This is a genomic window from Pseudotabrizicola sp., assembly GCF_030656345.1.
Lineage (GTDB): Bacteria > Pseudomonadota > Alphaproteobacteria > Rhodobacterales > Rhodobacteraceae > Pseudotabrizicola.
Map to the genome: position 1 here is coordinate 363,641 of NZ_JAUSNR010000010.1, position 20,614 is coordinate 384,254.

At 63.2% G+C, this 20,614-nt stretch carries 20 protein-coding genes and 1 tRNA gene; 5 read left to right on the forward strand and 16 right to left on the reverse strand.

What is annotated here, in order from left to right:
• Positions 1–220 precede the first annotated feature (220 nt).
• The 10 genes from pstA to Q7J44_RS05520 all read right to left on the reverse strand — a co-directional run bounded on the left by pstA (position 221) and on the right by Q7J44_RS05520 (position 11,114).
• The gene (gene pstA / locus Q7J44_RS05480) at positions 221–1,522 is read right to left on the reverse strand and encodes a phosphate ABC transporter permease PstA (RefSeq protein WP_304877793.1); all 1,302 of its coding nucleotides are present in this window, start codon (positions 1,520–1,522) and stop codon (positions 221–223) included.
• Positions 1,523–1,532: 10 nt separating this feature from the next.
• On the reverse strand, positions 1,533–2,909 hold the full coding sequence (gene pstC / locus Q7J44_RS05485; RefSeq protein ID WP_304877795.1) for a phosphate ABC transporter permease subunit PstC: 1,377 nt from the start codon (positions 2,907–2,909) through the stop codon (positions 1,533–1,535).
• Positions 2,910–2,996: 87 nt separating this feature from the next.
• Entirely contained in the window at positions 2,997–4,109 is a 1,113-nt protein-coding gene (locus Q7J44_RS05490) for a substrate-binding domain-containing protein (RefSeq protein WP_304877797.1), read from the reverse strand.
• Between the two features lie 185 nt (positions 4,110–4,294).
• A complete protein-coding gene (locus Q7J44_RS05495; RefSeq protein WP_304877799.1) occupies positions 4,295–5,323 on the reverse strand; it encodes an AI-2E family transporter in 1,029 nt (342 codons plus the stop codon).
• Positions 5,324–5,465: 142 nt separating this feature from the next.
• Positions 5,466–6,365, reverse strand: a complete 900-nt coding sequence (gene dapA, locus Q7J44_RS05500; protein WP_304877801.1) for a 4-hydroxy-tetrahydrodipicolinate synthase — start codon at positions 6,363–6,365, stop codon at positions 5,466–5,468.
• Positions 6,366–6,376: 11 nt separating this feature from the next.
• A complete protein-coding gene (locus tag Q7J44_RS05505; protein WP_304877802.1) occupies positions 6,377–7,039 on the reverse strand; it encodes a dihydrodipicolinate reductase C-terminal domain-containing protein in 663 nt (220 codons plus the stop codon).
• A complete protein-coding gene (locus tag Q7J44_RS05510; RefSeq protein WP_304877803.1) occupies positions 7,039–8,436 on the reverse strand; it encodes an aldehyde dehydrogenase family protein in 1,398 nt (465 codons plus the stop codon). The genes Q7J44_RS05505 and Q7J44_RS05510 overlap by 1 nt, the downstream gene beginning before the upstream one ends.
• Positions 8,433–9,710: an FAD/NAD(P)-binding oxidoreductase gene (locus Q7J44_RS05515; RefSeq protein WP_304877805.1), complete on the reverse strand. Its 1,278-nt coding sequence runs from the start codon at positions 9,708–9,710 to the stop codon at positions 8,433–8,435. Before Q7J44_RS05515 ends, Q7J44_RS05510 begins: the two co-directional genes overlap by 4 nt.
• Positions 9,703–9,957 (reverse strand): 2Fe-2S iron-sulfur cluster-binding protein, encoded by a 255-nt coding sequence (locus tag Q7J44_RS23255; protein WP_370692957.1) that lies wholly within the window; start codon positions 9,955–9,957, stop codon positions 9,703–9,705. The genes Q7J44_RS05515 and Q7J44_RS23255 overlap by 8 nt, the downstream gene beginning before the upstream one ends.
• The gene (locus Q7J44_RS05520) at positions 9,954–11,114 is read right to left on the reverse strand and encodes an FAD-binding oxidoreductase (protein ID WP_304877807.1); all 1,161 of its coding nucleotides are present in this window, start codon (positions 11,112–11,114) and stop codon (positions 9,954–9,956) included. The genes Q7J44_RS23255 and Q7J44_RS05520 overlap by 4 nt, the downstream gene beginning before the upstream one ends.
• A gap of 329 nt (positions 11,115–11,443) precedes the next feature.
• On the opposite strand from Q7J44_RS05520, the gene Q7J44_RS05525 reads away from it, so the two are divergent.
• The 5 genes from Q7J44_RS05525 to Q7J44_RS05545 are packed head-to-tail and all read left to right on the forward strand — an operon-like array spanning position 11,444 to position 15,881.
• Positions 11,444–12,295 carry a transporter substrate-binding domain-containing protein gene (locus tag Q7J44_RS05525; protein WP_304877809.1) on the forward strand — a complete coding sequence of 284 codons (852 nt, stop codon included), beginning with the start codon at positions 11,444–11,446 and terminating at the stop codon, positions 12,293–12,295.
• A gap of 59 nt (positions 12,296–12,354) precedes the next feature.
• The gene (locus Q7J44_RS05530; protein ID WP_304877811.1) at positions 12,355–13,017 is read left to right on the forward strand and encodes an amino acid ABC transporter permease; all 663 of its coding nucleotides are present in this window, start codon (positions 12,355–12,357) and stop codon (positions 13,015–13,017) included.
• 15 nt (positions 13,018–13,032) lie between these two features.
• Positions 13,033–13,794, forward strand: coding sequence for an amino acid ABC transporter ATP-binding protein (locus Q7J44_RS05535; protein ID WP_304877812.1), 762 nt, complete (start codon positions 13,033–13,035; stop codon positions 13,792–13,794).
• Between the two features lie 10 nt (positions 13,795–13,804).
• On the forward strand, positions 13,805–14,983 hold the full coding sequence (locus Q7J44_RS05540; protein ID WP_304877814.1) for a saccharopine dehydrogenase C-terminal domain-containing protein: 1,179 nt from the start codon (positions 13,805–13,807) through the stop codon (positions 14,981–14,983).
• Positions 14,922–15,881, forward strand: a complete 960-nt coding sequence (locus Q7J44_RS05545; RefSeq protein WP_304877816.1) for a LysR family transcriptional regulator — start codon at positions 14,922–14,924, stop codon at positions 15,879–15,881. The genes Q7J44_RS05540 and Q7J44_RS05545 overlap by 62 nt, the downstream gene beginning before the upstream one ends.
• Positions 15,882–15,986: 105 nt before the next feature.
• Here the strand turns inward: Q7J44_RS05545 and Q7J44_RS05550 are convergent.
• The 6 genes from Q7J44_RS05550 to Q7J44_RS05575 form a co-directional block, all read right to left on the reverse strand.
• A tRNA-Arg gene (locus Q7J44_RS05550) sits at positions 15,987–16,063 on the reverse strand.
• A gap of 30 nt (positions 16,064–16,093) precedes the next feature.
• Positions 16,094–16,558 carry a GNAT family N-acetyltransferase gene (locus tag Q7J44_RS05555; RefSeq protein WP_370692958.1) on the reverse strand — a complete coding sequence of 155 codons (465 nt, stop codon included), beginning with the start codon at positions 16,556–16,558 and terminating at the stop codon, positions 16,094–16,096.
• Between the two features lie 138 nt (positions 16,559–16,696).
• The gene (locus Q7J44_RS05560; protein ID WP_304877818.1) at positions 16,697–18,322 is read right to left on the reverse strand and encodes a dihydroxyacetone kinase subunit DhaK; all 1,626 of its coding nucleotides are present in this window, start codon (positions 18,320–18,322) and stop codon (positions 16,697–16,699) included.
• Positions 18,319–19,329 (reverse strand): ABC transporter ATP-binding protein, encoded by a 1,011-nt coding sequence (locus tag Q7J44_RS05565; protein WP_304877820.1) that lies wholly within the window; start codon positions 19,327–19,329, stop codon positions 18,319–18,321. The genes Q7J44_RS05560 and Q7J44_RS05565 overlap by 4 nt, the downstream gene beginning before the upstream one ends.
• Positions 19,322–20,419, reverse strand: coding sequence for an ABC transporter ATP-binding protein (locus tag Q7J44_RS05570; protein ID WP_304877821.1), 1,098 nt, complete (start codon positions 20,417–20,419; stop codon positions 19,322–19,324). Before Q7J44_RS05570 ends, Q7J44_RS05565 begins: the two co-directional genes overlap by 8 nt.
• A 4-nt stretch (positions 20,420–20,423) precedes the next feature.
• Entirely contained in the window at positions 20,424–20,612 is a 189-nt protein-coding gene (locus tag Q7J44_RS05575; protein WP_304877823.1) for a hypothetical protein, read from the reverse strand.
• Positions 20,613–20,614: the final 2 nt, after the last annotated feature.

Consider the following 20,614-nt stretch of genomic DNA (forward strand, 5'->3'; position numbering starts at 1 on the left):
TCGCAGAAGAGAAAGGTCACGCTTTGCTTTGCAGGGCTGTGGCAAAGCTGCCTCAGCCGGGGCGGCGACCCTGGCACCGGCAGGGCGCACGGCGCGGAGGGACCGGGATGCCGGGGGAGCCTCTCGCCGAAGTGGTGCGCCAATGCGCAGCAATCGCGACGCTGACGCCGCGATTGCTGCTGAGCCCTGCGTTGTGCAACACCGCCTGTTGGCGGTGCGCCTACCAGTTACGCTCGAACCGCGATCGCAGGTAAATCGCCGCAGCATTCATCATCACAAGAAAGCCCAGCAGAACCAGAATGGCGGCAGAGGTCCGGCTGGCAAAGCCGCGTTCCGGGCTGTCGGCCCAGATGAAGATCTGGGTTGGCAGGGCGGTCGATGCGTCAAACGGGCTTGAGGGTGCGGCCGTGACGAAAGCGTTCATGCCGATCAGCAGCAGCGGTGCGGTTTCCCCCAGCGCCTGCGCCAGCCCGATGATCGTGCCGGTCATGATACCCGGCATGGCGAGCGGCAGAACGTGATGGAACACGACCTGCTGCTTGGAGGCACCCACGCCAAGGGCTGCCTCGCGGATCGACGGCGGCACGGCCTTGAGGGCGGCGCGCGTGGCGATGATGATGGTGGGCAGCGTCATCAGCGCCAGCACCAGACCCCCGACCAGCGGAACCGACCGGCCCATCCCCAAGGCCCCCACAAACACCGCAAGCCCCAGCAGACCGAACACAACAGACGGCACAGCCGCAAGATTGTTGATGTTGACCTCGATAAAATCGCTGATCTTGTTCTTGGGGGCGAATTCCTCAAGATAGATCGCGGCACCGATTCCGATCGGGAATGACAGGACAAAGCAGGTCAGCAGCGCCCAGAAGGACCCCATGATCGCCCCGCGCAGACCGGCAAGCTCTGGGAAGCGGGAATCTGCGTTGTTGATCAGCGCAGTGTTGAGCGGCTTGGTCACCCGGTTGTCGGCGATCATCCGGTCAAAGATTGCAATCTCATCATCCTTGAGGCGACGGAACTGCTCGGGCGTTTCGCGGTCGATCAGGCCTTTGGCCAGTTGGTCGAACGCGTCGGATGTCGGCACGTTCAGCTTGACTGTCTGCCCCATAAGCCCCGGTTCAGCGACGATCCGGTCGCGCGCGGTGAATTGCGCCGCATTCGACAGAACGCCAACGGCCTTGCGCTGCTCATCTGCGGCCAGACCGGGCAGCGAGGCCGCGACCGAGGCCTGCATCAGCCCACGATAATCGGATCGTGCAAGGTTGTCAGGGTTGATGAACTCGGGGCTGAAGGTCACGTCCAGTGTGACGTGGGTCTGGGTGAAGGCATGTCGCCCGGTCAGCACCAGCGAGCCGATCAGAATGGCAAGCATGGCAAAGGCAAAGCCGATGGCACCAAGGCCGATGTATTTCAGCCTGGCCTCAGACCGGTTGCGCTTTTTGACGAGTGCGCTGCTGGCAGACGAGGTCAGGTTGATCTTGCCGGACGGAGAGGCGGCGGACGCGGAGGTTGTATCGGTCATTTCCTGATCCTCAATCGTAGACTTCGCGGTACTTGCGCACGATGCGCAGTGCCAGAACGTTGATCCCCAGCGTCACGATGAACAACATCATGCCGAGCGCGAAGGCTGCGAGGGTTTTAGGGTTGTCGAAGGAACTGTCGCCGATCAACAGCGTCACGATCTGCACGGTTACCGTGGTGACCGAATCGAGCGGGTTGATCGTCATCTTGGCGATCAGGCCCGCTGCCATCACCACAATCATCGTCTCACCAATGGCCCGGCTGACCGCCAGAAGCACACCACCCACAATGCCCGGAATGGCCGCCGGAAACAGGACCTTGGTGACCGTTTCGGCACGGGTGGCACCCAGCGCCAGCGAGCCATCGCGCAAAGAGCGCGGCACAGCCGACAGCGCGTCATCGGCAAAGGACGAGATGAACGGGATCAGCATGACCCCCATGACAATCCCCGCCGCCATCGCGGTATTGGGGGCAATGGGAAGGCCCGACCATTCGCCAAAGCCGCGCAGGGCGGGTGCAATGGTCAGCACGGCGAAGAACCCGTACACAACCGTCGGGATTCCGGCCAGAACTTCCAGCACCGGCTTGGCAATCTTGCGAAATGTCGGCGAAGCGAATTCGTTCAGATAGATCGCCGACAACAGGCCCACAGGCGTTGCGATGAACAGGGCGACAGTGGAAATCACCAGCGTACCCAGCAGAACCGGCAACCATCCGAAGGCACCCGCAGCCGCAATCTGGTCGGCCCGCAGCGGGATCTGCGGTTCCCACTTGGTGCCGAACAGGAATTCGTACCAGGGCACCAGGGTGAAAAAGTGATAGGTCTCGAACATCAGCGAGGCGATGATGCCGACGGTTGTAAAGATCGCGACCGTCGAGCAAAAGATCATCAGCCCCGACACAATGCCTTCGGCACCCTGACGGGCGCGAAAATCCGGCGCAACCCGGCGCCATGAGAAAAAGGCAAGCCCGCCCGCGATGGCCAGCGTCAGCACCACCATTAGGGTCGACGCCGTTGAACGCAGCGCGGTCATCCGCTCGGCCGCTTCGATTTTCCACGGATCGGGGGTTCCGAACATCCGCCCGCCGGCAATCTGTTTGATTTCTGACAGGATCAGCTGCACGCCGCCCGTATCAAGGCCATCGGTCACGCCGACAGGCAGACCCGCCATCGTCATGCGATCGATCACATTGCCTTGCAGCATCTGCCAAAGCAGCAGGAACACAAGCGTCGGAACCAGCACCATCAGCGCCGCATAAAGCCCGTGAAACCCTGCAAGGGAATGCAGCCGGAAGCCCTTGGCGCGCAACTGGTTCGCCGCCGCGCGGTTCAGCATGTAGCCAAACACGACGACGACAAAAAGAATAAGAAATGCAAGCGATGTCATGGTCGCTCCGGACTCTGGGTTTCATGGGCCGACATGGAAGAACGTGCCGCCCGGAGGCTCCGGGCGGCACGCTAGGTCAGAGCAGGATCACTGGGTCACAGGTGCCATGTTGACGGCACCGGTCACGCTGGCCTGATACTCTTTCATGTTGGCTTCCGGCAGCGGGGTCATGCCGCGCTCGGCCAGATAGCCACCAGCCTGCAGGGCGGCATCCGACATGTATTCGTCGATGAATTCCTGAAGGTTCGGGATCACGCCGCGGTGGGCGTTCTTGACGTAGAAGTACAGCGGACGCGACACTTCGTAGTCGTAGGCGGCGATGGTGTCGAAGTTTGGCTCGATGCCGTCGAACTTCACGCCTTTCAGCTTGTCGTTGTTCTCATACAGGAACGAATAGCCGAAGATGCCCATTGCGTTCGGGTTGGCTTCAATTTGCTGAACGATCAGGTTGTCATTTTCGCCGGCTTCGATGAACGGGCCATCGGTGCGCATGCGCGAGCAGTTTTCGGTGACCCAGGCCGAGTCAAAGCCGCCGGCTTTCACGAAGTCCAGCTGCTTGCAACCTTTGTGCATCGCGATTTCGACCCAGGCGTCGCGGGTGCCCGAGGTGGGTGGCGGGCCATAAACGGTGATCGGGGTGGCCGGGAACGCCGGGTTCACTTCGCTCCACATCGTGTACGGGTTGTCTTTCCACTCGCCGTCAACCGGAACCTGAGCAGCTAGAGCCATATACATTTCGCCCAGCGTCATATCCCAGTCAAAGGTGTTGGCGCGCGAGACTGACATCGACAGGCCGTCGTTGCCGATCAGGGCTTCGGAGATATCGGTCACGCCGTTCGAGACGCACAGATCGTATTCCGACTTTTTGATGGCGCGCGAAGCGCCGGTGATGTCGGGATGGGCTTCGCCGATGCCGCCGCAGAAGGCCTGAAAGCCGCCGCCGGTGCCGACCGATTCAACGATCGGAGCCGGAGCGCCGGTCTGGTTGGCGAATTCTTCGGCCACAGCCTGCGAATAAGGGAACACGGTCGACGAGCCGGTGACGCGGATCTGGTCGCGGGCAGAAGCGACGGTCGCGGAAGCGGCGATCAGCGCAAGCCCGAAACGGTGATGTGAGTGAGTTTCATGTGACTCTCCTGAATGTCTCGTGGCCCTTCTAGATGGCCTGACCCGGCCATAGGGTGACTGCGTGACATTCATATTTCGGTATTGTGAAACTACGGTGACAGTCTCTGTCCGGTGGTCTTGCAAAGCCGCCCGGATGCGGCAGCGCTTGTCCCGGAACCGTCCAGGCGGCCCGGCGGCGTCCGGCGATCCGTCCAGCCGGGTCGGAAAGCCCCCCTGAAACGCAACGGTGTGACCGGCAATGACGCATGCGCCCCGAGTCAGGACGGCGGCTCGCCCAGCGTATGCTCGACCCAAAGTTTTTGCACGGCGACCATCGCCACAATCGTCAGGGGGGCGGCCAGGATCAACCCGGCCACGCCAAAGATCAGGGTCAGAACAACCTGCACCGCGATCAGCAGCGCCGGTGCAAGGTTGACTGCCCGTTGCTGGATCAGCGGCGTCAGGATTTCGCCCTCTATGGTCTGGATCACGATATAGCCGCCCAGCACGATCGCCCCGGTCACCGCGCCCTCGGCAAAGCCCACCGCCACGATGGGCACCGTGGCAATCAGGGGGCCGATGAAGGGCACGACAGCCAGAAGCGCCGTCAGCACCGCAAGCGCAAGCCACAGCTCGATGCCCAGAAGGAACAGCCCCAGCCCCACCGTCACCCCCAGCATCACCATCGCCACGACCTGCCCCAGAAACCACCAGCGCAGGGCCAGCGCGATGGCGGAAAGGGTTTCCTGCACCACGGGGCGCCGGGCCGGCGGCACCAGAATGACGGCGCCCCTGCGATACAGCCCCGGGTTTGCCACCAGAAACAGCGTGAGGATGATGATAAGGCTCAGGCTGCTGACCGCGCCGACCGCGCCCATGCCCCATGTCATGACCGTTCCGGCCAGATCGCCCATCGAACCGGCAAGGCCCGCGCTCTCTGCATCGATGTTTTCCACCACCTCCATCGCGCCCAGATCGTCCACCCAGCGGTGCAGGCGTTGTGCCAGATCGCCGACCTTGTCGCCCACCTGCCGCATTTGCCGGAACAGGCTGACGGCGGACAGACCCAACGCGCCAAGGATGAACGCGGTGATCCCCAGACAGACCCCGGTAACCGCCCAACCGCGCGGCAGGCGCGTCCAGTCCGAGACCACGCGTCCCAGCCCGTCAAGCCCCACCGCAAGCAGCACCGCGGCAAAGATCAGCAGCAGCACATTCCCCAGCAGGTAGACCAGCAGCAGCAGCCCCGCCGTCAGAAGGATCGTGTCGGTCCTGATCCGGTGACCGGGGTGCCTGTCGCGGTCCATGTCTGTGCATCCCCCTGCCACGCGCTTTTTACCGAAAGCTGACAGGTAACGCCCCGGCCCCTGCCGGGTTCCGCAGGGACCGCGCTTGTGACAGGTCGGTCGCAGGACTGCGCCGCCCGAACTGGGGCCTCAGGTGGTGCTTCTACAGCCCCGTCGCACCCGCATTCAGAATGGCATTGCGAAGACTGGCATCCCCCGCTGGCGACAGGGGGACAAGGGGAAGGCGCACATGGTCGCCCATCAGACCAGAGAAGGAGAGCGCGCGTTTGACCGGGCTGGGGCTGCTTTCGATAAACATCGCAGCCGCCAGCGGCGACAGGCGTTCGTGCAGCGTCAGGGCATCTGCCCAACGCCCCTCGCTCCAGGCGGTATAAAGCGCAACCACCTCTTTGGGCGCATAGTTGGAAAGCACCGAAGTCAGCCCCACCGCACCAAGCGCAAAGAATGGCAGCGCAAGCCCGTCATCGCCGCAATGAACGGCAAGCCCGGCACCGCAGGCGGCACGCAGAGCGGTGACGCGGGCAGGATCACCGCCAGCCTCTTTGAGTGCCACGATGTTCTGATATGTCCGGGCCAGATGTGACGCGGTCTGCGCCTCGATGGCAACCCCGGTGCGACCGGGGACAGAGTACAGCATCAGATCCAGAGATGTCGCCTCGGCGACGGCTGAGAAGTGGGCGATCAGACCGTCCTGCGTCGGCTTGTTGTAATAGGGCGTGATCAGAAGCGCGCCATGCGCGCCAGCGTCAGCCGCTTTCCGGGTGGCTGCAACCGTCTTTTTCGTCACATTGCTGCCAGTTCCGGCCAGCACATAGCAAAGGTTTCCCGCACGTTTGACGGTATGGGCGATCACGGCCAGCGCTTCGTCTTCGTCCAGCGTCGCCGCTTCGCCTGTGGTGCCCACGGGCACGAGGCCGACAATCCCGGCCTCGAGCTGTTGATCGATCAGGCGGTCGTAGGCCGACCAGTCTATGCTGCCGCCTTCGGTGAACGGGGTGACAAGGGCGGTGAAAACACCGTTGAACGGGGTGGATCGGGTCATTGGATGTCCTTTCAGGATATGTCGGCGGGCGTGTAGGCACCGTTTGCCTGAGCGCAGAGCCAGCGGGCAGCCACCAGCGCACCGGCTGCATAGGCTGCCCGACTGCCCACTTTCAGGGTCAGCGAGATTTCGGCAACGCCCAGATCCAGGCGAATGGTGTTGATGCCGGGCGTGTCGCCCAGGCGGTTGATCTGCGTGGCGACGGTGCGGCCGTTTGCAGCAAGGTCCGCAATCAGGCCTTGCGTCGTGCCAGAGGCGACAGGCTTCTTGGCTATGTTGTAGGTTTCCTCGACGGTCAGATCCGCCCCGGACAGATCCGCGGCAAGCTGCAAGCCGCAGCGACGAAAGGCTTCGAACCCGAGTGTGAAGTTCGCACCGACAAGGATGGGCCTGCGCGCGCCCTCTGCCCGAAGCCGTGCGGTCTGATCGGCAGAAAAACCCGTGGTGCCGATCACGAGAGGCAAGGGGCACCCTGCCAGCGCGTCCAGCAGATCCATCGTTGCGCAAGGCGACGAAAAATCGACCAGAACATCGGCATCAAACCCGGCTGCAGCCAGTGTCGTGCCGGTCCGGCCTGAAATTGCCCCGGCCAGCGACAGATCGCGGGCAGCTGTGATCTGCGCGACCAGTTCGCGCCCGACCTTGCCACCGGCCCCAAGAACCGCGACCCGCATCAGTCGATCACGACACGGGTTTCGGACATCTCGCGCATTGCGATGCGAACGCCTTCGCGACCCAGACCCGATCGTTTGATGCCCCCGAAGGGCACATGTTCGGCGCGGAAATCAGGGCCTTCGTTCACCATGATACCGCCGACCTGAAGCCCCCGCGTCAGCTTGCGGATCGCGGCGTGATCATTGCTGAAGATCCCGGCCTGCAGCCCGTATTCGCAACTGTTTACCTCGGCCATCGCCGCATCAAGATCCGAGAAGGGCCGCAGCGCCAGAACCGGGCCAAAGGTTTCTTCGGCCACCAGCTTCATGTCCGGCAGAACCTTTGCAACAACGGTGGGAGCGATCAGATTGCCCTCGGCTGTGCCGCCGGTCAGCACCCGCGCACCCATCGCCTGTGCCTGACCAAGCCGCGCCAGAATTTCATTCTTTGCTGCCGCGTCAATCACCGGGCCCATCTGGGTGGCGCTGTCGGAAGGATCGCCAAAGTGATGCGCTGCAACCTTGGCCAGCAGCCGTTCGGTAAAGCTCTTTTCGATATCGGCGTGCAGATACAGCTTCTTGACCGCCGCACAGCTTTGACCTGCAATCTCGAAGCGATGGCCGACCGCAGTTTCGACAGCGGCATCCAAATCTGCATCTGACAAGACAAACAACGGGTCATTGCCGCCCAGTTCCATCAGGCAGCGCACCAGACCACTTGCGCGTTTCAGCGCAAGACCTGCATCCGGGCCGCCGGTAAAGGACAGCAGGTCAATCCGGGCCTGAGCCAGCGTCAGCGCAGCCTCTGCGCCTCCGTGGATGATCTGCACCAGATCCTGCGGGAAACCCGCCTCGACCGTCAGCCGGACCAGCATGTCGGCCGCCAGCGGTGCCTTTGGCGAGGGCTTCACCACCACGGCATTGCCCGCACCAATCGCTGGCCCAAGTTTGTGGCACAACAGGTTGATCGGATAGTTGAACGGCGTGATTGCGGCGACAACGCCCGTTGGCGCGTAGGTGACCACAGCCTGCCGGTCGACGCCGCCCGAGACGATGGCGCAATGCATGACTTCGCCGTCCAGAAAGGTGGCAGCGTCGCCTGACAGCCGCAGGGTATTCTGCGCCCGGCGGATTTCGTTGCGCGCCTCTGTGATGGTCTTGCCCATCTCTGCGCAAACCATCTGCGCAAGGTCCTCGGCATCACGGGCCACCAGATCAGCAAGCCGGTTCAGCAAGGCGCGGCGTTGATATGGGGCCGAGATGCGGAACTCTGCGGCGGCGGCCCGGGCGCGCGCGACCCTGACATGAATTTCGGCAGGCGGGGTGGCAGGCAATTGGCCCACCACTGCGCCGGAAAACGGGTTGCGAATGTCAAAGCAGTCTGCCTTCACGCTGCGCAGAGGGGTGGCAAGGGTCATCGGTCATCTCCTGATGTCTGGTCGGTTGCGGCCAGAATGTCCGCAACGGCAATGGGTCGGGCGGGCCATCGCGGCGCGCCGATCCCGGATGAAACGGCTTGCGGATCAATCATCCGCGCAACCCAGTCGGCGCAGAACCGGCCCTGACACGGCCCCATGGCAAAGCGCCCGTCGAGCCGGAGTTGTCTTGCCCGTGGTGCCGGTCCAAGGGCGCGCAGATCATCGACGGTGCGCCCTTCGCAGCGACACAGCACGGTGTCGCCCGGCAAGTCCGACAGGCGCGCCAGGCTGTCGCTGGCATAGATCCGCGCAAGCCGGGTCTGGGCCGCGCGCTGCCGGCCGATCTCTGGGTCCTCTGCGGGCTCCGGTCGGCCCAGCAGTTTTGCCGCCAGAGCCCGCCCCTGCCCCCGTCCGTCCGCGACTGCAGCCTGCGCCCCCAGCGCCTCCCGGCAATCACCGACACGGATCACCGGCAGCATTGCACAGGGCGGCAGGCCAATGTCATTGGACCGTATCCCGTCGTGCAGCCCGACACGATCTGCGGTGAACTGCCTGGGGCCGCGCCGGCTGTCGACGCTGATCTGCAACGCCCCATCCTGAACGCAGATCTGGCTGACATGCGCCCCCGTCAGGACCGGCACCCCGGAACGCCAAAGCCGGGACAGATAGCGGCACGCTTCGGCCAGATAGCCGGGCGGCAGGCAAAGCGACTGCAGCGGGTGCGCAAACGGCGATGCGGCCTCGATGACGGCAACGGGCGGATTGCCCAGCCTTGTCATCTCTGCCGCCAAAGCCAGCAGCAGCGGCCCTGATCCGGCCAGCAGAACCCGGCCTTCCGGCGGTTTTCCCTCGATTTTCATGCGGATCTGAAGACTGCCCACCGTTTCCACACCCGCAAGGGTCCAGCCGGGTCGGGGCTGAACCGACTCGCGCGCGCCAAGGGCAAGAACAAGCGCACGGGGGCGGAGAAGACAGGTTTTCTCTCCGCTGAGAAAAACCGTTCCGGTGTGATCAAGCCCGCCGAATTTGGTGGACGTGCTGATTGTTATCCGGCCCTTTTGTGCATTGAACGCCGTCATGACGGTCTGCCAACGTTTCTTAGGGGCACCCACAGCGATGGATTCGACGCCCGGCATCGGCTGACGAAACACCGCGCCGCCCAGTGTCGGGGCCTGATCGACCACCAGAACAGACACTCCGGCACGGGCCAGTTCGGTGGCCGCTGTCAGACCTGCGGGCCCCGCCCCGACAACAAGCACTGGAGAGTCAGACATCTGTCGCTCCGGTCTCTGAGGTCAGGTTCAGGCCAGCGCGGGCTGGCAAAAGACAGGCCTCGGTCAGGTGCCCGTTGGCGCGGATCAGGCAGCTCTGACACAGACCGATGCCACAAAAAACCGATCTGCTCTGCCCCGTGGGTCCGGTGCCAAAAGAGACGATACCGTGCCGCATCAAGGCATTGGCAACCGAGTCGCCTGCAAGAAAGGGAACCGGAACGCCATTCCACACCATCGCACCCTTCATGCCCGCACCTCTCTGGCAATCGAGAAGAATCTGTCGGGCGACAGCATGGCCAGATCGGCGGCAAGCGCCTCGGTCGGGGCAAGACCGCGGACCATACGGGCCACTTCATGACCAACCAGCGCCGACAGACAAATGCCGTCACCTTCAAACCCCGTAGCAAAGGTGATCCGCGGATCACCCGAACGGCAGCCGACGATGGGCAGGTTGTCAGAAACCGCGGCGCGGACCCCGGCAAAGGCCCGGATCACCCGACGCTCGGACAAGGCCGGAAAAGCCCCTGCCGCCCGGCGCATGAGCTGACACAAGGTGGCGAAATCGACCCGGTGCGGATCGGCATGGTTTTCACGGCTTGACCCGACCAGAAACTGCCCGGTGCGCAACGGGTCTATGACCACCGGCGGCAGGTCCAGATTGCCGCAAGTTTCTGTCTTGGCCACCAGATAGGCGGCCGCAGTCAGCGACCCCGGCAAGGCATCGACCGGCCCGCGATCTGTCACGAACAACTGCCCCGCCCGGGGCGAGATCGGCAAAAACGGAAACAGGGTTGAGGTGGAAACCCCCAAGGCAACCACCAGCTGCCCGACGCGCAAGCGCCTGTTGCCCAGATCGATGGTGACGCCGGCATCATCGGAACCGATCTCGACGATCTTTGCAGGCCAGATCGGGGTGATCGCCGGATGGTCCAGATAGGCGCGCACCGCCTTGTGGCCGGGCATATGCCCCTCTCCCGTCATTGTCACCAGACGCTCTACCTCGGGGCCAAGACCCGGAAGCGCGGCCGCCGTGCCATCGCCTGTCACACGAACCGGCCCGGCGATCTGGCGGAGTTTGTCGATCAGGGTGTCGAGTGCGGCAAGTTCTGCGGTCCCCCGGCCAAAGACAAAAGAGGGACGTGCATGAAACGCTTCGGCCAACAGGCCTTGTGCCGCGAGATCACGGGTGTAAAGCAAAGAGGCCGAGGCCAGCCGCGCGAGCGGGCCGGGTTTCTTGGATGCCACAGAAACGGCACCATCCGAGGCCCCCGACGCCGCCGCCGCCGGGCCTTCGGCGTCAATCACCGCAACGCGGAGCCCGGCTTTTGCCAGATGCCACGCCACCGAAGCACCGACTATTCCGGCACCCGCAATCGCGACATCATGGTGCAATGGGTTGGACAAGGCGGACTCCGCTTTCAGATCGGGTGGGCACCAAAGCGGTGACGCAGGCACCCGTTTCAAAAAGGCTAGCCCGGTTTGTCAGCACGCACGATGCAAAATCACGCAGCGTAGTTACAAATTAAATTGGATCAATGCAGGTATAGCTTCGGGTATGGCGAGTAAATTACGGCGCTCTGCAAAATAATTTATATGATGACCCGGCAATCTTGTATTGATCGGCGACCGGAAACACGGTGGTCTGTTCCTCACGGTCCAATACAAAACAAAAGACCGCGCGGCATCTGCGGCGTTCCGGATCGGAACCACGCATCGCGCCAACAAGGAGGATGATGACAATGACGGCTTTCCTGAAACGACTGGCGACGGGGGTCGCCGCCACGGCGATCGCACTGGGTGCCAGCTTTGGCACCGCACAGGCGCAGCAAGCATCCAAGGTCGATGAAATCCGCGACCGGGGTGTGCTGCGTATTGCGGGTATCCTGAACGAAGACCCCTATTTCTCGAAAGATCCGCGCACCGGCGAATGGCGTGGGTTTGTGGTGGAAATGGGCAATGACATGGCAGCAGAGCTGGGTGTCACGCTGGAGGTTGTCGAATCCAGCTGGGCGAATTCCATCCTTGATGTGCAGTCGAACAAGGTCGATCTGGCCTTTGCCCTGACCGCGCTGCCCAAACGCGCCCTGTCGGTGGAGTTTTCGGCCCCGACCTATTACAACAGCTTTGTCATCATCTCGCCGAATGCCGAGCTGAAAGGCAAGACCTGGGCAGAATTGAACGATCCGGCTGTCACCATTGCCGTGGATATGGGGTCGTCTCAGGACCAGATCACCAAGGCCTATCTGGCCAGGGCGAACATCCTGCGCTTCAAGACCCGCGACGAGGCGGTTCTGGCGGTCACCACCGGCAAGGCGGACGCGATCATCAACACCGTCTTCAACGGTATGGTGATGACCAAGAAAAACGCGCAGATCGGTGCGGTCTATGTGCCGACCCCGATCCTGTCCTCGCCCTCGGTCATCGGCATGAGCCATGAGACGGACGATGTGTTCCGGGGCTTTGTTTCGGCCTGGGCCGATTACAACCGCCGGGTGGGGAACAATCAGACCTGGATTCTCAAAGGCCTTGAGCCCTTTGACATCACGATAGACGACCTGCCCGAAGGCTTTGACATCAACGGCTGAGCAGGGCTGTGCGGGCCGCAAGGCCCGCGCCCACCGAAAACAGGGAGGAGACAGGCCGAATGTACAACTGGGATTTCTATACGGTCCTGCAATCCTTTGATCTTTTCGTCCACGGGATCTGGATCACGTTCCTTTATACGGTGGGCTCGGTTGCACTGGGTGTGATCATTGGCCTTGCGGCCTGTTTCGCGCGCCTGTCCCGCTTTGCGCTGCTGCGCATAACCGCGCGCAGCTATCAGGAACTGTTTCGCTGCACACCGCTGCTGGTGCAGATCCTGTGGGCCTATTACGCGCTGCCGATGCTGCTGGGGGTCAGCATCTCGAACACCACCGCCGGATTGCTGACTTTGTCGCTGTATGTCGGGTCGTTTTATGCCGAAATCTTTCGCGGCGGCATCAATGCCATCGACAAGGGCCAACGCGAAGCCGCTGCGGCAATCGGCATGTCCGGCGCGCAGGCCATGCGCCGGATCGTTCTGCCACAGGCGGTCAAGAAAATGCTGCCTGCGTTCATCAACCAGTCCGTGATCCAGGTAAAGAACACCTCGCTGCTCTATGCGATTTCGGTTGCCGAACTGACCTATATGACTGCGGTGGTGAACTCTGAGACCTACCGCCCGCTGGAGGCCTATTCGCTGGCGGCAATCATGTATTTCGTGATGCTGTTCCCGCTGACGCAGATTGCAGACCATTTCGAACGCCGTATGCGGCGCAGCGACTGACACGGGAGAACACAGATGACAGATACCGTCCCCGCAATCGCCACACGCGGCCTGACCAAATCCTTTGGCACACTCGAAGTGCTCAAGGGCATCAACCTGACCCTGATGCCCGGCGAAGTGCTGGGCCTGATCGGCCCGTCCGGATCTGGAAAATCCACGCTGATCCGCTGTCTGAACATGATGGAAACGCCGACCACGGGCAGCGTTCTGTTCCGGGGCCGCGAGGTCACCGGCCGGTTTCGCGGAACCGGCAGCAAGATCGGCATGGGCGAGTTGCGCCGCAATGTCGGCATGGTGTTCCAGCATTTCAACCTGTTTCCGCATCTGAGCGTGATCGACAACATCACCGAGGGCCCGCGCACCGTGCTGCGGCAATCGCGGCCAGAGGCCGAGGCAGTGGGCATGGATCTGCTGGAGCAGGTGGGACTGGCGGATAAGGCAAAGGCCTATCCGGCGCATCTGTCTGGCGGGCAAAAACAACGCGTCGCCATCGCCCGCGCCCTTGCCATGAAACCGGCCGTTCTGCTGCTCGACGAAGTCACCTCTGCGCTTGACCCCGAACTGGTGGGTGAGGTTCTGACGGTCATCAGGCGCCTTGCCGATACAGGGATGACAATGGTTCTGGTCACCCATGAAATGGGCTTTGCTGCCGATATTGCCAGCCGGGTCATTTTCATGGAGCAAGGCAGCATCGCAGAAGAGGGCAGCCCCGAAGACATTCTGCGCAACCCGAAATCCGACCGGCTGCGTGGCTTTCTTTCGCGCTTTCATGGATGAAGCCGACCCAATGAACACTCCTTTTCCGGTGCTGATCCTCGGTGCGGGCCGCATGGCAAACCGCATCGGGCACATGCTTGCGCAAAGCACACGATTTGCCCCGGTCATCGGGACGCGTGGGGGCGATGCCGCGCCAGCAGATGACACGCTGCCACGACTGCCCCCGCTGACCGGCACGTTGCCTGACCTCCTCACAAGCGCGCTGCGGGGACAGCGCGCGGTCATTCTGGCAGATCCGTCACTGCCAGCCTCTGACGTCGCGCGCGCGGCCATCAGTGCCGGGTGCCACTACCTTGATATTTCCGAAAATGCAGCCTCGGGCGCAGGCGTGGCCGCCCTTGGGGACGCCGCGCGCGCGGCCGGGGTGACGCTCGCGCCCGGGTGCGGACTTGCACCGGGGTTCGTGACCGCCCTGGCCGCCGAGGCGCTGGAGTCCGCGGCGCCGGATGAAGACATCACGGTGTTTGTCGGCGTCTTGCCCGCCCGCCCGGAAAACCGTCTGGGCTATGCCAACATCTGGGGCATCGAAGGCCTGATCAGCGAATACTCCACGCCCTGTCTTGCCCTGCGCAACGGCCGCCTGATCGAAGTGAGGCCGCTTTGTGAACCCGAGGCGATTTCCCTCGACGGCACGGCATTCGAAGCCTTCACCACAGCCGGAAGTCTGGACGCACTGGCACGATCGCATCAGGGCCGTGTTGGTGGTCTTGTCTTCAAGACATTGCGCTATCCCGGCCATCTCGACTATGTCCGCTTTTTGCTGGAGGATATGGGACTGGCAAAACGGCTTTATCTGTTTCGCAGCCTGCTCTCGACCGCGATGCCGCATGTTGAAGATGACCGGGTACTGATTTGCATCCGCCGCCGTTCAGGCAATACTGAAAGCTCCCGCACGTTGACACTTGCCGCCCGGCCTGATGCCAAAGGCACGCTTGTCAGCGCGGTATCGACTGCGACGGCAGCGCATGTCTGCGCCACGCTGGATCTGATCGCTCAGGGCCGGACCGGAGGCGGCTTTGTCGCCCCCGGCGCAATTGCGCTAAAGGCCTTGCAGATGTCGGCTTTCCTCGATCACTTGGACCCTGTGAATGCGGCAGTCCAGCCCGATGACCTGCACAGAGGACGACATGGAGCGAAACAGCCGGAGAACCAGCAAAACGCCGAAAAGTGCAACAGTCCCATCCGATGAGAAGCGGCCAAAGATCGATATTTCGCTGCTTCAGACGTTTCACCTTGTGGCGCGCACCGGATCATTCTCGGCGGCCTCACGTGAGCTGAATATCTCTTACCAGTCAGCGGCCAACCATGTGCGCCGACTGGAACAGATTTATGGTGCGCGCCTGATCGAAGCCGAAAAAGGTTCGCGCCAGATCACACTGACGCCTCAGGGCCGCGCTCTGCATGCATCGCTTGGCGAGGAACTGGAAACCATTCTTTCCCGGATATCCGTGCTGTTGCATGACGTCAGATCCGTTCTGCGCGTCGGGGTGCCCCAGGCATTGTTCCATCATTTTTTCCCCGGCATCCTGCAGGATTTCCGTGCCGTATCGTCCGAAATTGAGCTGGCCTTTTTCGAGCGCGATACAACTCTGGAAAAGATGATGATGGAAGGTGCGCTTGATGCAGCGGTCAGCGAGCGGAGCTTCAGCCATCCTGCGATCACACAACATCTTCTGGGCACGTACAGACTGGCTCTTGTGTGGCCAAAAGCATGGGACATTCCCGAAACCGCCCCCGAACTGAGCGCGTTCCGAGAACGGCCCTTTATTTCCTACGAAAGCGGGCAGATCGTCAGAGAGCGCGCGTTCGACCACCTGACGCGGGAAATGGGCGCCCCGCCAAGACTGGCGACTTCAGCGTCCGGAACCACCAGTGTCATGCGGCTGATCGAGGCAGGACTTGGGTTTGGGGTCGTTCCGGAATGGGCAGCCTCTGATGAGGCGCTTGGCGTCAGTCGATGCGTGCTCAACGGAATTGCGCCGATGAAACTCTGGTTCGCCCACACGGCTTTTCTGGGAAACAACTCTTACGTCCGCGCGCTGCACAAGTGTTGCCACAAAGCATTCGAGACCATGCCGGAAAGTTAATGGGTGTGCCCGCAAGAGGCGGAAGGCGCCATCTTGGCAGCTGCGCTGTCGGAAAACCGCCAAACCCGTGCCTCCCTATGCCGGTTTGGCAGCGGGCGAAAGGACTGGCGATCCCGGAGGGACTCGAACCCCCGACCCGCTGCTTAGAAGGCAGCTGCTCTATCCAGCTGAGCTACGGGACCGACGCGCCCTTTTTGCGGCAAGCGCGGGCGTTAGACAAGGCTGCGCGTCATGAAAACCGAGTTCGGATCGTCGGTATAGCCTTCAAACGGCGGGCATTCGGTGAAGCCTGCGTTGGAATAGAGCGCGCGGGCGGCGACAAAGGTGGGCTGCACCCCGGTTTCCAGCGACAGGCGGGCAAAGCCTTCGGCGCGGGCGGCATCGACCAGATGTTCCAGCATCCGGCGCGACAGGCCCCTGCCCCGCACCTCGGACAGGATGTGCATCGACTTGATCTCGGCATGGCCTGCGTCGATCCGCTTGAAGGCACCCATGCCGATGGGGTCACCCTCTTCACGCATGACGAAAAACCAGATGCCGGGGCTGGCAAGCTGGCTGGCATCCATCATGTGGATGCTTTCAGGCGGCGTATCGGCGTGCATTTCAAGCGTGTGGCGGTGCATCAGCACGGCAAGGTCGCTGCCAAGTGGCGATTCCAGCGCGATTGTGGGGCTCATGGTAAAAACTCGGTTCTGGCGTTGCGCCTACAGAGACCGAATTTGTTAACACAATCAATATGGCATCGGCATCCCGGCAGCGATTAGTGCGTTTATGGTGAATCACGCGGGTATGTTAAATCAGCCGGGCTTGGTAAATCAGCCGGGGCGGGCCAGATCCTCCAGCAGGCGCGCCACCGCCTCTGCCCCCGGATCGTTGTGACCGGCCAGCTTGTCAGCCGACAGATAGCTGGACCGCCCGGCCTTGGCCCGGGTCATCGTGCCGGTGCTGTCAGCCCCGACGCGCGCGGCGGCGGCGGCGGCGGCCACGCCCTGCGGCAGGGCCGCCAGCGCCGGGGCGAGTGCGTCGATCATCGTGCGGTCGCCCGGCTGCGCGCCCCCCACCTGCCGCACCCGGTCCAGCCCGGCGGACAGCGCGCCGATCCAGTTCCTGCCGCTTGCCGCCGCATCGCCCGCGGCGGTGAAAAAAATTGCCAGCAGCACACCCGAAGACCCGCCCATGGTCTGGCTGAGCGCCGATCCGATGGCGCGGTACAGCTGCGTGGTGTCGGCCAGCGGCATCCGGTCCAGCGCGCCCGCCAAGGCGCGGGCGGCCCCGGCAAGCGTCGACCCGGTGTCGCCATCGCCCGATTTGGCATCCAGCGCGTTCAGATCCGCCTCGGCCGCGATCAGCGCCTGACAGCAGCGCGCGATCAGCGCGGCGCGCGCCGGATGGCCCGAAGGCTCGGGCTTAATCGGGGTCAGCCCGTCGGGCAAGGGGCGCAGGCCGGGCTTGCCCAGCCGGTGCAGCCCCGGCCATGCCGCCGGCCCGACCGGGGCGGCCAGCGCCTGTTCCTGCTCCGGCGTCACCGGCAGCAGTGACAGCGAAAACCCATGCATATCGAGCGAGGTCATCAGAGCCGCCGGCCCAATGATCCACCTGATCCGGGGGGCGAGCGACGACCGGCACAGCTCCTGCGCCAGCACGCTCATTTCCAGCGGCGTGGTGGAGCCTAGGTTGTTGAGCAGCGCCACATGGTCGGCGCTGCCCAGATGCGGGGCCAGACGGTCTGCCACCTGTGTCATCGCCGATGCGGCCCCGGCAAAGGCCACCTGTTCCACCCCAGCCTCACCATGGATGCCAAGGCCAAGCTCGGCCTTGCCGGGGTCAATCCGCTGTTCCTTGGGGCTGCCCGGCACCGTGCAGGTGTCCAGCGACATGCCGATCGACAGGGCCGATCCGATCACCGCCTGCGCGGCGGTGGCAATGGCATCCAGCCCGGCCCCGGCTTCGGCCATCGCGCCCGCAATCTTGTGCACGAACAGCGTTCCCGCCAGCCCGCGCGCCTGTGGCAGGTCGGGAAGGGCTATGTCGTCATCGACGATCACCATTTCCACCTTCAGCCCGAAGGCGCGGGCGCGCTCTGCCGCAAGGCCGAAGTTCAGCCGGTCGCCGGTGTAGTTCTTGACGATCAGCAGGCACCCGGCGGGACCCGTCACCGCCAGAATACCCGCCAGCACCGCATCCACCGACGGGCTGGCAAACACATCGCCGCAAACCGCCGCCGTCAGCATCCCCCGCCCGACAAAGCCCGCATGGCTGGGTTCATGGCCAGACCCGCCACCAGACACCAGCGCGACCTTCGATCTGTCCCAGTCGGCGCGCAGCACCACGCGGATATGCGGGTAGCCATCCAGGCGCACCAAGGCCCCGCCCGAGGCACAGATCAGCCCGTCAATGGCATCGGTGACCAGGCTTTCGCGGGAATTCATGAACTGTTTCATGGGCGTGATCCTTGAAGTCGGTTGCCGCTGGCGTCAAACCACAGCGGGGTCTGCGGGCGGATGGCGATGCTGTCCCCCGGCCCCAGCGGGGTGTGGGGATCGGCCAGTGTGACAATCTCATGCGGGCCAAGGCCAAGGTGCAGCCGGGTCTGATCGCCCAGCCGTTCTACCCGACGCACCGTTGCGGGCTGACCCTCACCGATTACAATATGTTCGGGGCGCAGGCCCATCTGCGTGGCCCCTGCGGGCGCACCGGGGCCAAAGGTACCTGCGGGCAGCAGGGTGATGCGCGGCTGGCCCAGACGGCTGGCAACATAGGTGCTGACCGGGTCCTCGTAAATCTCACGCGGGGTGCCGAACTGCACCAGACGGCCCTGATCCAGCACGCCGACATGGGTGGCCATGGTCATCGCCTCGATCTGGTCATGGGTGACATAGAGGAAGGTCGCGTCCAGCTCGGCATGAATGCGCTTCAGCTCGACCCGCAGATCGGCGCGCAACTTGGCATCCAGACTGCTGAGCGGCTCGTCCATCAGATAGATCCGGGGCTGGCGCACCAAAGCGCGCCCGATGGACACCCGCTGCATCTCGCCCCCCGACAGCGCGGTCGCCTTGTTGTCCAGCTTGTGCGCGATCCGCAGCGACTCGGCCACCGCCTGCACGCGGATAGCGACATCCGGCTCGGGCATGTTGATGACCGGGCTGCGCAGCGGAAAGGCCAGATTGTCGCGCACCGACAGATGCGGATACAGCGAGTACTGCTGGAACACCATCGCCACATCGCGCTGTGCCGGCATGTCGGGCAGCACCGAGGCCCCGCCGATGGCAATATCGCCGCTGTCAGGCCGGTCCAGCCCGGCAATCAGCCGCAGGGTGGTGGTCTTGCCCGCCCCGGTCGGCCCCAGCAGCACCACGAAAGCCCCGTCGGGAATGGTCAGCGACACATCCATCAGGGCGCGGGTCGCGCCAAACGACTTGGATACGTTGGACAGCACAACCTCAGCCATGGAACACCCCCGCATTGGCCGCCGTGCGCAAGGCCCGCCCGGTGCCCGCATCAAACAGCGACAGCGTATCCGCCCGGAACGCCAGCCCCACGGTATCGCCGCTGCGCACCGCCTGAGCGGAGGGCGCGCGGGCCTTGACCACGCCATGCGCAGTGTCCAGCGTGATGATCTGCGAGGTGCCCAGATATTCGCTGGCCAGAATGCACCCACGATAGGCCGCATCATCGGCCAGCGTCACATGCTCGGGCCTGACCCCCAGCACCAGATCGCGGCCTGCCGGGTCCTGTTGCAGCTGCGGCAGGGTCAGCACCACATCGCCCAGACGGACAGAAGTGTCACCGGCCTGCGCAGCCCCCTGAAACCGCAGCACATTCATCGACGGGCTGCCGATGAAATCAGCGACGAACAGCGTGGCGGGGTGGTCATAGATGTCCTGCGGCGTGCCGAACTGTTCAACCACGCCGTGGTTCATCACCACAATCTTGTCGCCCATCTGCATCGCCTCCAGCTGGTCATGGGTGACATAGACCGTTGTTGCCCCCATCCGGTCATGCAGGGCCCGCAATTCCTCGGCCATATGCTCGCGGAACTCGGCGTCCAATGCGCCCAAGGGTTCATCCATCATGAACGCCTTTGGGTTGCGCACAATGGCGCGACCCAGCGCCACCCGCTGCCGGTCGCCGCCCGACAGGCCCCCGACAGGCTTGTCGAGAATATCGGTGATGCCCAAGATCCGCGCCACCTCGGCCACCTTGGCCTGCACCTGCGCGCGCGGCACGCCCTGACTGACCAGCGGATAACTGATGTTGCGGCGCACGTTCATATGCGGGTAAAGCGCGAACATCTGGAACACCATCGCGATATCACGCTTTGAGGCCGGCCGCTGCGACACATCCTCGCCATCGATCAGGATCTTGCCACTGGTCGGCAGCTCCAGCCCGGCAATCATCCGCAGCGTTGTGGTCTTGCCGCAACCCGACGGCCCCAGCAGCATGAAGAATTCGCCGTCAGCAATGGTGAAGGACGACCCCTGCACCGCCGTAAAGGCCCCGAATTCCTTGCGCAGATTGCGGATCACGATTTCGGCCAAGGGATTACTCCGGGAAATGGCTGGTGATGATGAACATCACGGTGCCAACAAGGGTCACGATGAAACTGTAGGTGAACGCCCACAGAAAGAACGGCTGCATCAGCATCACCACGCCCAGCGCGATCAGAACCGTCGACAGGTTCTCCCACGGCCCGCGCCGCAACCGCATAAGCCCGGATACAAATGTGCTCATGT

What these genes read in the sequence shown, in the direction of transcription:
- Q7J44_RS05560 (WP_304877818.1), bottom strand. Translation starts at nt 18,322, where the DNA reads ATGAAACAGTTCATGAATTCCCGCGAAAGCCTGGTCACCGATGCCATT.
- Q7J44_RS05575 (WP_304877823.1), bottom strand. Translation starts at nt 20,612, where the DNA reads ATGAGCACATTTGTATCCGGGCTTATGCGGTTGCGGCGCGGGCCGTGG.
- Q7J44_RS05565 (WP_304877820.1), bottom strand. Translation starts at nt 19,329, where the DNA reads ATGGCTGAGGTTGTGCTGTCCAACGTATCCAAGTCGTTTGGCGCGACC.
- Q7J44_RS05490 (WP_304877797.1), bottom strand. Translation starts at nt 4,109, where the DNA reads ATGAATGTCACGCAGTCACCCTATGGCCGGGTCAGGCCATCTAGAAGG.
- Q7J44_RS05505 (WP_304877802.1), bottom strand. Translation starts at nt 7,039, where the DNA reads ATGCGGGTCGCGGTTCTTGGGGCCGGTGGCAAGGTCGGGCGCGAACTG.
- Q7J44_RS05530 (WP_304877811.1), top strand. Translation starts at nt 12,355, where the DNA reads ATGTACAACTGGGATTTCTATACGGTCCTGCAATCCTTTGATCTTTTC.
- dapA (WP_304877801.1), bottom strand. Translation starts at nt 6,365, where the DNA reads ATGACCCGATCCACCCCGTTCAACGGTGTTTTCACCGCCCTTGTCACC.
- Q7J44_RS05495 (WP_304877799.1), bottom strand. Translation starts at nt 5,323, where the DNA reads ATGGACCGCGACAGGCACCCCGGTCACCGGATCAGGACCGACACGATC.
- pstA (WP_304877793.1), bottom strand. Translation starts at nt 1,522, where the DNA reads ATGACCGATACAACCTCCGCGTCCGCCGCCTCTCCGTCCGGCAAGATC.
- Q7J44_RS05535 (WP_304877812.1), top strand. Translation starts at nt 13,033, where the DNA reads ATGACAGATACCGTCCCCGCAATCGCCACACGCGGCCTGACCAAATCC.
- Q7J44_RS05510 (WP_304877803.1), bottom strand. Translation starts at nt 8,436, where the DNA reads ATGACCCTTGCCACCCCTCTGCGCAGCGTGAAGGCAGACTGCTTTGAC.
- Q7J44_RS23255 (WP_370692957.1), bottom strand. Translation starts at nt 9,957, where the DNA reads ATGAAGGGTGCGATGGTGTGGAATGGCGTTCCGGTTCCCTTTCTTGCA.
- Q7J44_RS05555 (WP_370692958.1), bottom strand. Translation starts at nt 16,558, where the DNA reads ATGAGCCCCACAATCGCGCTGGAATCGCCACTTGGCAGCGACCTTGCC.
- Q7J44_RS05515 (WP_304877805.1), bottom strand. Translation starts at nt 9,710, where the DNA reads ATGTCTGACTCTCCAGTGCTTGTTGTCGGGGCGGGGCCCGCAGGTCTG.
- Q7J44_RS05540 (WP_304877814.1), top strand. Translation starts at nt 13,805, where the DNA reads ATGAACACTCCTTTTCCGGTGCTGATCCTCGGTGCGGGCCGCATGGCA.
- Q7J44_RS05545 (WP_304877816.1), top strand. Translation starts at nt 14,922, where the DNA reads ATGGAGCGAAACAGCCGGAGAACCAGCAAAACGCCGAAAAGTGCAACA.
- Q7J44_RS05525 (WP_304877809.1), top strand. Translation starts at nt 11,444, where the DNA reads ATGACAATGACGGCTTTCCTGAAACGACTGGCGACGGGGGTCGCCGCC.
- pstC (WP_304877795.1), bottom strand. Translation starts at nt 2,909, where the DNA reads ATGACATCGCTTGCATTTCTTATTCTTTTTGTCGTCGTCGTGTTTGGC.